The sequence below is a fragment of the Streptomyces sp. NPDC086787 genome, assembly GCF_044745865.1.
GTDB lineage: Bacteria > Actinomycetota > Actinomycetes > Streptomycetales > Streptomycetaceae > Streptomyces.
Genome location: NZ_JBIVBC010000001.1, coordinates 311,924 through 323,448, shown reverse-complemented (window position 1 = coordinate 323,448; position 11,525 = coordinate 311,924). Strand labels below are relative to the sequence as shown.

8 protein-coding genes are annotated in these 11,525 nt (G+C 73.9%); all 8 read left to right on the top strand.

Annotation, left to right across the window (positions count from 1 at the left end; genetic code table 11):
- Positions 1–192: 192 nt before the first annotated feature.
- A complete protein-coding gene (locus tag ACIPK3_RS01445; RefSeq protein WP_402565568.1) occupies positions 193–1,404 on the top strand; it encodes an ROK family protein in 1,212 nt (403 codons plus the stop codon).
- A gap of 54 nt (positions 1,405–1,458) precedes the next feature.
- Positions 1,459–2,724, top strand: coding sequence for a 6-phospho-beta-glucosidase (locus tag ACIPK3_RS01440; RefSeq protein ID WP_402565566.1), 1,266 nt, complete (start codon positions 1,459–1,461; stop codon positions 2,722–2,724).
- Positions 2,715–3,686, top strand: coding sequence for an N-acetylglucosamine kinase (locus ACIPK3_RS01435; protein ID WP_402565564.1), 972 nt, complete (start codon positions 2,715–2,717; stop codon positions 3,684–3,686). The genes ACIPK3_RS01440 and ACIPK3_RS01435 overlap by 10 nt, the downstream gene beginning before the upstream one ends.
- Before the next feature lie 191 nt (positions 3,687–3,877).
- Positions 3,878–5,341 (top strand): hypothetical protein, encoded by a 1,464-nt coding sequence (locus ACIPK3_RS01430; protein WP_402565563.1) that lies wholly within the window; start codon positions 3,878–3,880, stop codon positions 5,339–5,341.
- Positions 5,342–5,355: 14 nt separating this feature from the next.
- A complete protein-coding gene (locus ACIPK3_RS01425) occupies positions 5,356–6,396 on the top strand; it encodes a glutamate ABC transporter substrate-binding protein (protein WP_402565561.1) in 1,041 nt (346 codons plus the stop codon).
- 48 nt (positions 6,397–6,444) lie between these two features.
- Complete coding sequence (locus tag ACIPK3_RS01420; RefSeq protein ID WP_402565559.1) at positions 6,445–7,770, top strand: hypothetical protein; 1,326 nt, start codon at positions 6,445–6,447, stop codon at positions 7,768–7,770.
- A gap of 6 nt (positions 7,771–7,776) precedes the next feature.
- The gene (locus ACIPK3_RS01415; RefSeq protein WP_402565557.1) at positions 7,777–10,266 is read left to right on the top strand and encodes a tetratricopeptide repeat protein; all 2,490 of its coding nucleotides are present in this window, start codon (positions 7,777–7,779) and stop codon (positions 10,264–10,266) included.
- Between the two features lie 3 nt (positions 10,267–10,269).
- Positions 10,270–11,475 (top strand): PP2C family serine/threonine-protein phosphatase, encoded by a 1,206-nt coding sequence (locus ACIPK3_RS01410; RefSeq protein WP_402565556.1) that lies wholly within the window; start codon positions 10,270–10,272, stop codon positions 11,473–11,475.
- Positions 11,476–11,525 lie beyond the last annotated feature (50 nt).

Genomic DNA, 11,525 nt, shown 5'->3' with positions numbered 1-11,525 from the left:
CACCCCCCCCCCGTTGGTTGGTTTGTTGTTTGGGGGGTACACCCCCCCCCCCCCCCCCCTGGGGGGGGGGGGGGGGGGGGGGGGCGCCCCCCCCCCCCCCCGCGCCTTCGCGTATCTTGACGCCCCGTCGCTCCGGGCTTACGTTCGCTTCGATAGGAAAGTTTCCTAATAGCGGCAGGCAGGTGCGGCGCCATGGCAGGGACGGTCGGTACGCCGGGCACCCCGCGCGTTCTGCGCGCGATGAACGACCGCGCCGCGCTGGACCTGCTGCTGGAGCACGGCCCGCTGTCACGGACCCGGATCGGAGGGCTCACCGGACTCTCCAAGCCGACCGCCTCCCAGCTGCTGGCCCGCCTGGAGTCGGCGGGCCTGGTCCGGGTCACCGGCACCAGCGAGGGCCGCCCCGGCCCCAACGCCCAGCTGTACGCCGTGAATCCGTCCGCCGCCCACGCCGCCGGACTCGACGTCACCCCGGGCCGGGTCCGCGCCGCCGTCGCCGACATCACCGGCCGCACCGTCGGCTCGTACGAGCTGCCCACCCCCGCCCACCGTCCGGCCCAGCCGGTCGTCCGTCAGGTCACCGACGCCCTCGACGGCGCCGTGAAGGCCGCGGGACTGACCCGGGACGCCGTACACCGGCTGGCCATCGGCACCCCCGGCGCCTTCGACCCCGGCACCGGACGGCTGCGCTACGCCTCCCATCTGCCCGGCTGGCACTCCCCCACGCTGCTCGACGAGCTCGCCGCGGCACTCCCCATGCCGGTCGAGTACGAGAACGACGTCAACCTCGTCGCGCTGGCCGAGCAGCGGCTGGGCGCCGCCCGGGGACACGGGGACTTCGTACTCCTGTGGAACCAGGAGGGGCTGGGCGCCGCCCTGGTCCTCGGCGGCAGGCTGCACCGGGGCTGGACCGGCGGCGCGGGCGAGGTCGGCTTCCTGCCGGTGCCGGGCACCCCCCTGGTGCGCCGGGTGGCCGAGGCCGACAGCGGCGGCTACCAGCAGCTGGCCGGTGCACAGGCGCTGCCCCCGCTGGCCCGGGAACTGGGTATCGGGGACGTACCGGCGGGCCCGTACGCCGAGGCGGCCGCCCGGCTCGTGGCCCGCGCCGCCGACCAACCGGACGGTCCGCACCGCGAACTGCTGCGGGCGTACGCGACCCGGCTCGCCACCGGTCTCGCCGCGCTCGTCTCCGTCCTCGACCCCGAGCTCGTCGTCCTCAGCGGCTCCGTCCTCACCGCCGGCGGCGAGGTGCTGCGCGCGCTGGTCCAGGCCGAACTGGCGGAGCTGGCGGCACCCCGCCCGCGCCTCGTCATCGGCGACGTACAGGAAAACCCGGTGCTGCGCGGCGCGTTGGAGAGCGCGCTCGCGGCCACCCGCGACGAGGTCTTCGACACCTCGCGCTGACCGGCCGGCACCTCCGCGGCCGCAACCGTTCTGGCAGTGAAGGGTTGACAGGGCATGAGACTCACCGTGGTCGGCGGCGGATCGACCTACACCCCCGAACTCGTCGACGGCTTCGCCCGGCTCAGGGACGTCCTGCCCGTCGAGGAACTGGTCCTGGTCGACCCGGCGGCCGAACGCCTGAAGCCGGTCGGCGCGCTGGCCCGACGGATCTTCGCCAGGCAGGGCCATCCCGGCCGTGTCGTCACCACCTCCGATCTGGACGCGGGCGTCGACGGCGCCGACGCGGTGCTCCTCCAACTGCGCGTCGGCGGACAGGCCGCCCGCGAGCGGGACGAGACCTGGCCGCTGGAGTGCGGTTGCATCGGGCAGGAGACGACCGGAGCGGGCGGCCTGGCCAAGGCGCTGCGCACGGTGCCCGTCGTCCTCGGCATCGCCGAACGCGTCCGCCGCACCAACCCGCACGCCTGGATCATCGACTTCACCAACCCGGTGGGGATCGTCACCCGCGCCCTGCTCCAGGCCGGGCACAGGGCGGTCGGGTTGTGCAACGTGGCGATCGGCCTCCAGCGGAAGTTCGCCGCCCTGCTCGGCGTCGCCCCCGCCGGCCTCCACCTGGACCACGTCGGCCTCAACCACCTCACCTGGGAAACAGGCGTACGGCTGGACGGCCCCGAGGGCGCGGACGTGCTGCCGAGGCTGCTGGCCGAGCACGGCGACGCCGTCGCCGCCGAACTGCGCCTGCCCCGCCCCCTGCTGGACCGGCTCGGCGTAATCCCGTCGTACTACCTGCGCTACTACTACGCGCACGACGCGGTGGTGCGGGAGCTGCGCACCAAACCCTCCCGGGCGGCGGAAGTCGCCGCCATGGAACGCGAACTGCTGCGCATGTACGGCGATCCGGCCCTGGACGAGAAACCGGAGCTGCTCGCCGAGCGGGGCGGCGCCCACTACTCGGAGGCGGCCGTCGACCTGGCCGCGTCCCTGCTGGGCGGCGCGGGCAGCCCGTACCAGGTGGTGAACACGTACAACCGGGGCACGCTCCCCTTCCTGCCGGACGACGCGGTGATCGAGGTGCAGGCGGCGGTCGGTCCGAAGGGGCCCGTCCCGTTGCCCGTACCCGCCCTGGACCCGCTGTTCTCCGGCCTCGTCGCGAGCGTGACCGCTTACGAGGAGCTGGCCCTGGCGGCGGCGCTGCACGGCGGCCGGGACCGGGTGTTCAAGGCCCTGCTGTCGCATCCCCTGATCGGCCAGTACGAGTACGCCGACACCCTGACCGACCGGCTGGTCGCGCACAACCGGGAGTACCTCGCGTGGGCCTGACCGCCGCCGTCCTCGCCATCGACGCGGGCAACAGCAAGACCGACGTCGCGCTGCTGACCGCCGACGGGGAGGTCCTGGCCACCGCGCGCGGCGGCGGGTTCCGGCCGCCGACGGTGGGCGTGGAGGCGGCGGTGGACGAGCTGGCCGGGGCGGTCGCGCGGGCCCGCGCCACGGCCGGTGTCGGCTCGGTCTCGCATGTCTCGGCGTGCCTGGCCAACGCCGACCTGCCCGTCGAGGAGGAGCGGCTGGCGGCCGCACTCGCCGCGCGCCGCTGGGGCGCGTCGGTGGAGGTCCGCAACGACACCTTCGCGATCCTGCGGGCCGGGGTGGCCGAGCCGCGTGGGGTGGCGGTGGTCTGCGGGGCGGGCATCAACTGCGTGGGGATGCGGCCCGACGGCCGCACCGCCCGCTTCCCGGCACTCGGCCGGGTCTCCGGCGACTGGGGCGGCGGCTGGGGGCTGGCCGAGGAGGCCCTGTGGCACGCGGCACGCGCCGAGGACGGGCGCGGCGGGCCCACGGAACTGGCCCGCACTCTCCCGGCGCACTTCGGCCTGGGGTCGATGTACGCGCTCATCGAGGCACTGCACCTGGGGCACGTGGAGCGGGTCCGGCACCACGAGTTGACGCCGGTGCTGTTCGCGACGGCCGCGCGCGGGGACGCGGTCGCGTGCTCGATCGTGGACCGGCTGGCCGGGGAGGTGGTGACGATGGCGGCGGTCGCGCTGTCCCGCCTGGACCTGCTGCGCGAGGAGACTCCGGTGCTGCTGGGCGGCGGTGTCCTGACGGCAGGTCACCGGCGGCTCGACGACGGCGTCCGGGAGCTGCTGGCGGCCCGGGCGCCGAAGGCGGTGCCCCGTGTGGTGACGGCCAGTCCGGTGCTGGGGGCGGCGCTGCTGGGGCTGGACCGGGTGGGCGCGCTCCCGGCCGCGCGGGAACGGGCACGGGCCCACTGGGAACCCTAGGCGACGGCCACGGCGGGGGAACCGAACCGGTTGCCCGGGCGTGTTCATGGGCAGGGGGTGGTGCGGAGACCGCACCACGCCGTCAGTCCCCCCGGGGCTGCGATCCGATCAAGATCCAGTGAAGGCCGGTGCGGAATGTCGGTCCGGGCGGCGATACTGGCGGTGACAGATGACCATGGGGGAGGTCAGCAGTGACACACCCGCCGAAGAGCAGCGCGGCGCCACCGGAACCGGGACCGGGCTCCGGCGTGCCCACCATGCCGGCGATCCCGCCGCAGCACGGCTCGTTGGTCGCGCCCACGCCCGCGGGCGGACCGCTCGCGGGCGAACCGCCGCGCCCGCGTCGTACGGCGTTCGCCGAGGGCGCCGGCCGGCTGCGCGCCGCCGCGGCAACCGAGCCGGGCCGGTTGCGGGCCATAGGTGCCGTACTGGCCCTGCTGGTCGTCGTGTTCGGCGCCGTCACCGCCTGGCAGACCACCGACCGCGCGAGCGCCGCCGACGACGTGCTGCACAGCAGCCAGCCGCTCAGCTCGGACGCGGCGGACATCTACCGCTCGCTGGCGGACGCCAACACGGCCGCGTCCACCGGCTTCCTGGCGGGCGGCCAGGAGACGGCCGCCTCCCGCGAGCGGTACGAGAAGGACATCCGTACGGCCGCCGGGAAGCTGGTCACCGCGGCCACCGCCTCCGACCCGGGCTCGCCCTCCGAGGCGTCGATCGCCAAGCTGAACAAGCTCCTTCCGGAGTACAAGGGCCTGGTCGAACGGGCTCGCACCTACAACCGGCAGGGCTACCCCGTCGGCGGCGCCTATCTCCGCTACGCCAACGACAAGATGCAGAACGAGATGCTCCCGGCGGCGGAGGACCTCTACACGAAGGAACACCAGCGGCTGCGCTCCGACTACGCGGACGCGACGCCCTACCCGTGGGCGGCGATCGGTCTGGGCGTGCTCGCGCTGGCCGGGCTGGCCCGGGTCCAGCACCGCGAGTACCGGCGCACCAACCGGGTGCTGAACCACGGCCTGGCCGCGGCCACGGCCACCGCGGCGGTCGCCCTGCTCTGGCTGGTCGTCGGCCACAGCGTCGCCCGCGCGGGCCTGAACGACTCCTACGACCACGGCATCCGTTCGCTGAACGTGCTGGACGACGCCCGAATCGCCTCCCTAAAGGCCCGGGGCAACGAGAACCTGAGCCTGGTGGCGCGGGGCGCCGAGACCGTGACGGTCGGCGGGCAGACGTACGACGCGTACTACTACGACTTCGACAAGGACATGGGCGTTCTGGGCAAGGGCCTGGCCGAGGCGGCGCGGCTCGCCGACGACCGTTCGGGCAGCGAGCCGGTCAGCGCGGCCAAGGGCAACATGACGGTGTGGAAGCAGCGCCACGCCGGCGCCCGCGCCGAGGACGAGAACGGCAACTACCAGACGGCGCTGGACAAGGTGATCGGCCCCAAGGGCGCGACCGGCGAGTGCTTCGACAGCGTCGACGCCAACCTGAAGAAGGCGATCGCGCACGAGCAGACCGAGTTCAGGCAGTCGGCCGGTGACGGCCGGGACGCCATGACCGGACTGCCCGTCGGCGCGGCGGCGCTCGGTGTGCTGGGCGCGGCGGGCGCGCTGGCCGGCATCGGCCGCAGGCTGTCGGAGTACCGGTGAGAGGGGGCGGGAGGATGAACGTGGAACGTGTGCGGGCCCTGCTGCGCGGCTGGGGCGGAGTGGGCGCGATGGCGGCCGTCTGCGCCGTCGCGCTGACGTTCGTCCTGCTGCTGCCGCTGAGTCAGTCGCACGACGGTGAGGACGGCGCGACCGGGGTCGGCGGCCCGGGCGTCGCCACCGGCAGCCAGGCGCGGGCGGACGGCTGCGAGCCCTCCGAGGCGCAGCGGCAGACGCTGGCCCCGTCGGCCGCCGACGGTCCCACGATCCAGGCCATCAAGGCGCGTACCGGCGCCAAGCGGAAACTGATCGTCGGCGTCGACCAGAACAGCTACCACTGGGGCTACCGCAACCCGAACAACAAGGACGCGGAGCTGGAGGGCTTCGACATCGACCTGGCCCACCGGATCGCCCAGGACATCCTCGGCGACCCGAACGCGGTCCAGTTCAAGGCGATCCCCACCAGCCAGCGCATCCCGGCGATCCAGGACGGCCGGGTCGACATGGTGGTGCGGACGATGACCATCACCTGCGACCGCCTCGACCAGGTCGCGTTCTCCGCCCCGTACTTCAAGACCGGGCAGACGGTGCTGGCGCCCAAGTCGTCGTCCGTGACCGGCTATGACGCGTCCCTCGCCCACAAGCGGATATGCACGGCGAAGGGTTCCACGGCCTACGCCAAGCTGGACGAGGACCGCAAGGCGGGCCGCCTGGACTCCTCGGCCGACATCCGGCAGACGGTCCCCAACCAGCTCGACTGCCTGGTGCGGCTCCAGCTCGGCGAGGCCGACGCGGTGGTCACCGACGGCGCGTTGGCCGCCAGCCAGGCCGCCCAGGACCCGACGGTGGCTCTCAAGGGTTCCGCCTTCACGACCGAGTACTACGGCGTGGCGATGAAAAAGGACGCCGACGACCTGGTCCGCCGGGTCAACCGGATCCTGGTGGAGTACGGGCAGAGCGGCTGGCAGGCGTCGTACGACAAATGGCTGTCCGCGACACTGGGCGCGGACCCGGCGCCGTCCAAGCCGCCGGCGCCGGAGTATCTCCGCACGAGCTGACCAGTTGACCCCCACAGCACAGCCCCAGACAGCAGCGAGAGGTGATCGATGGGCGCCACGGACCCCGCCGGGCCGGTGATGGACCGGGACGAGGTGGACCGTGCGCTGGCGCGGCTCGGCGCGGAGCACGAGGCGATCGAGAGTTCGCTCCTCGCCCTCCAGGACCACGCGGGCCGCAGGCTGCTCGAAGGCGCCGGGCTGACCGGCACGACCAAGGAGCGCTGGGCGGCCACGGAGGCCTCGATAACGCTGCTGTGGGCGTACTTCGAGGCGTACGCGGACACGCTGCGCAGGGCCAGGGAGATCCGCTCCCGGCGCCGCTGGTCCGGCCGCGAGGACCTGGTGGAGCTGACCGGGTTGCTGCGCGGGGAGTCCGTGACGGTCGCCGGCGGTGCCGCGGCGGCCGCGAACGTTCCGGCCCTGCTGCCCGAGGCGGGCCGGCTGAGCCGCCGGTTCACGCTGTCCGCGCTGGTGGAGCGGATGAACGAGCTGTACGCGGCCTCGCTGGACATGGTCGTGACGGCCGACGCGGTGTGGTCGGCGCTGCCCGCACGCATCGATTTACTCGCCGCGGAGCTCCAGCGCACCCGTAAACTCGCGCACTCGGTCGGGGTCCGCCCCGGCGAGCATCCGTCCGGGGACGACCTGGAGCGGATCACCCGGACGCTCACGGCGCTGCGCGAGGAGGTCGTCTCCGACCCGCTCGCCTACTGGGTTCCGGCGCAGGGCAGTTCGGCGCCGGGCGGCGGCCGGCCGGACACCACGGTGTACGACCGTGAGGCGCGCGCCCTGGAGGACGTGCGCAGGGAGATCGACGCCGTACTGACGGTCCGCCAGGACGCCGAACAGCGGCTGGTGCGGCTGCGGGACGTGCTCTCCCGCGCGGACCGCACGCTGGCAGAGGCGCGCACCGCGCGCGGCGAGGTGCTGGCGAAGATCGCCGCCACGGAGGTGCCGGTGGTCAGCGGGCCGCCGACCGTGCTCCATGAGCAGTTGGCGACGGCCGCCGAGTACCGCCGACAGGCGCGCTGGCACCGGCTGTCCCCGCTGCTGGAGTCGCTGGAGCAGAAGGCGGAGGACGAACTGCTGCGTGCCCGGGAGTCGTTGACTGCGGTCACGGCGCCGCTGGCGGTCCGCGCCGAGCTGCGCGGCCGGCTCGACGCGTACAAGGCGAAGGTGGCCCGGCACGGGCTCGCGGAGGATCCGTTCCTCATCGAGCGCTACGACGCGGCCCGCCGCATGTTGTGGAGCGCGCCGTGCGATCTGCGCGTCGCCGAACAGGCCGTGCTGCGCTATCAGCAGGCGGCGGCCGAACTGCTCGGTGCCCCGCGGGTGCCGGAGCAGGGCGGCCCTCAGGACCGGAGGGGGGAGTAGCCAGCCATGAGTCAGGCAGGGCAGTCGTGTCAGCGGCCGGGCTGCGACGGGACGTACGAGGACGTGGGCGGCGGTGAGCTGTACTGCGACACCTGCGGTCTGGCGCCGGTCGTCTCCGGGAGGGGCCTGGTGGGTTCGTCGCCCACCGGGACGGCAGGCGGCGGCAAGGGCTCGGCGGGCGGCGTCGGTTCGTCCGCGAGTGGCCGCAGCGCGCGTACGGCGTCGCAGTCGTCGAAGTCACGGCGCTCGGTGTCGGGGCGGCTCTCGCGCTCGGTGTCGGGAAGGTCCAGCAGCCGTTCGGTGTCGGTGCGCAGTTCCGGCAGCTCGGCCGGCTCGTCCGGGCGGGCCCGGCTGGGTGCCGGGCTGGTGTCGGTGCCCCAGGTGCCGCGGCCCGACCCACGGGCGATGGTGCTGGACAACCCCGAGGTGCCCGAGCGGAAGCGGTTCTGCTCGCGCTCCGACTGCGGGGCACCGGTGGGCCGGGCACGGGGTGAACGCCCGGGCCGTACCGAGGGGTTCTGCACCAAGTGCGGCAACCCGTACTCGTTCGTCCCGAAGCTGCACAGCGGCGACATCGTGCACGGCCAGTACGAGGTCGCGGGCTGTCTGGCGCACGGCGGTCTGGGCTGGATCTACCTCGCGGTGGACCGGGCCGTGTCGGACCGCTGGGTGGTGCTCAAGGGCCTGCTGGACACCGGTGACCAGGACGCGATGGCGGCGGCGATCTCCGAGCGGCGCTTCCTCGCGGAGATCGAGCACGCCAACATCGTGCGGATCTACAACTTCGTGGAGCACCTCGACCAGCGCACCGGCTCGCTCGACGGCTACATCGTCATGGAGTACGTGGGCGGCAAGGCGCTGAAGGAGATCGCCAACGCGCGCCGCACCGAGGACGGCCGGCGGGACCCGCTGCCGGTGGAGCAGGCGTGCGCGTACGGCATCGAGGCGCTGGAGGCACTCGGCCATCTGCACAGCCGCAACCTGCTGTACTGCGACTTCAAGGTCGACAACGCGATCCAGACCGAGGACCAGCTCAAGCTGATCGACATGGGCGCGGTGCGCCGGATGGACGACGAGGAGTCGGCCATCTACGGCACGGTCGGCTACCAGGCGCCGGAGGTGGCGGAGGTCGGTCCGTCGGTGGCGAGCGACCTGTACACGGTCGGCCGCACGCTGGCCGTGCTGACCTTCGACTTCCAGGGCTACACCAACGTCTACGTGGACTCCCTGCCGGACCCCGACACCATCGAGGTCTTCCAGCAGTACGAGTCGTTCTACCGGCTGCTGGTCCGCGCCACCGACCCCGACCCGGCCCGCCGGTTCGCGTCCGCGCAGGAGATGTCCGAGCAGCTGACGGGCGTGCTGCGGGAGGTCGTGTCGCTCCAGACGGGCCGGGCCCGGCCCGCGCTGTCGACACTGTTCGGCCCGGAGCTCAAGGTCACCGACACGGAGCTGTTCCCGAAGCTGGCGGGGGACGTGTCCCGGCTGGGGGCGCGAAGCACCCGGTCCGCACGGCGGACACCCGCCCCGGAGGCCCCGGGCGGCATGCCCGGCCTGGTCAGACCGGTCGTCACCGCGGCCGCCGGGCTCGCGCTGCCGGTGCCGCTCGTCGACCCGACGGACCCCAACGCCGGTTTCCTGGCCGGTCTGATGACGTCCGCGCCGGGCGAACTGCTCGGCGCGCTCGCCGCGGCCCCGCAGCAGACCGTCGAGACCAGGCTGCGGCAGGTCCGTGCCGAGCTGGAGAACGGCGACTTCGGGGCGGCGCTCGGGGTGCTGACCAGGCTGGAGGGCGAACGGCCCGACGACTGGCGGGTGGTGTGGTACCGGGGTGTGGCGGCCCTGGTGACCGGCGACTCCGAGGGCGCCGCGCCGGCCTTCGACGCGGTCTACGACGCCTTCCCGGGCGAGGCCGCGCCCAAGCTGGCGCTGGGCCTGTGCGCGGAGATGCTCGGCCAGCTGGACAACGCCGCGGAGTACTACCGGCTGGTGTGGTCGACCGACCCGAGTTTTGTGAGCTCCGCGTTCGGCCTGGCCCGGGTGCAGCTCGCGACGGGCGACCGCGCCGCAGCCGTGCGGACGCTGGAGTCGGTTCCGGAGTCCTCCATCCACTACACGGCCGCCCGGGTGGCCGCCGTCCGGGCACGGCTGCGGCAGCGCACGGCGGCCGCGGGTGACGTACCGCTCCTGGAGGATCTGACGGCCGCCGCCGGGCAGGTCGAGGCGCTCGACGCGTACGGCCTGGACCCGGCCCGACGCGAACAGTTGTCCACAGAGGTACTCGGCAGCGCGCTCGACTGGATACTCTCCGGTAGCCAGGGCACACAGGCCGCCGCCGACGGCCGGGTGCTGCTCGGCAGCGGTCTGGACGAGCGGGGCCTGCGTTTCGGTCTGGAGCGTTCGTACCGCACGCTGGCCCGGCTCGCGCCCGGCGGCGAGGAGAGGATCGACCTGGTGGAACGGGCCAACCGTTACCGCCCCCGGACGTGGGTGTAGTTGATGTCGCAGATGCCCCAGCAGGCCGCACCGTCGAAGTGCCCGAGCTGCGCCGAGCCGCTCGATCCGAGTGACCGTTTCTGCGGTGCGTGCGGGTACAACCTGTCGGTGGTGCCCGCATCACCGCAGGACGCCCCGGCACCCACCGATGACGAGGACGTGGAGTGGCCCGCCGCGGCCTCGGGAGTACGGTTCGACCGGCCGCCGGAGCCGGAGGAGTACCCGCTCCAGGCCCCGGACCCGAGGCCCGCGGCCGACGACAACGCTGCCGCTGCCGCCGAGGAGGCTGAGCGGGCCAGGGTCTGTGTGGCCTGCCGGGCGGGGCGGGTCGACGGCGACGGCTACTGCGAGAACTGTGGGCACGCGCAGCCGCGCGAGCGCGACCACATGGAGCAGGAGTGCGGCCCGGTCGCCGCGGTCAGCGACCGCGGGCTGCGCCACCACCGCAACGAGGACGCGTTCGCCCTCGGCCACATCACGCTGCCCGACGGCTCGGCCGCCTCGGTGGCGATCGTCTGCGACGGCGTGTCCTCGGCGACCCGGCCCGACGAGGCCTCGCTCGCCGCCTCGCAGGCGGCAGGCGAGTCACTGCTGGCGGCCCTGCCGCGCGGCACGCATCCGCAGACGGCGATGCACGACGCGATCGTCGCGGCCTCGCAGGCGGTCAACGCGCTGGCGGAGGAGCCCGCGACGGCCCGCGAGCACAGCCCGCACCAGAACGCCCCGGCCTGCACGATCGTCGGCGCGGTGGTCGCCTCCGGCCTGCTGGTCGTCGGCTGGGTCGGTGACAGTCGCGCCTACTGGGTGCCGGCGGACCGCGGCGCACCGGCGGCCCGGCTCACCGAGGACGACTCGTGGGCGGCGCAGATGGTCGCCGCGGGCCTGATGAACGAGGCGGAGGCGTACGCCGACGAGCGTGCCCACGCGATCACCGGCTGGCTCGGCGCGGACGCCTACGAACTGGAGCCGCACACCGCCTCCTTCAAGCCCGACCGGGCGGGCGCGGTGGTGGTCTGCACGGACGGCCTGTGGAACTACGCGGAGACGGCGGAGGAGATGTGCGGGGCCGTGCCGCCGGACGCCGCCGCCCGGCCGCTGCACGGTGCGCGGGTCCTGGTCGGTCACGCGCTCGACGGCGGGGGCCACGACAACGTAACAGTGGCCGTCGTCCCGTTCCCGGCACCGCAGCAGGGGGCAGGATCGGGCTGAGGCCGCGCACGGCCGAGAGGCCACGCGCCGGGGAGGCGGGCCGGAGGGGA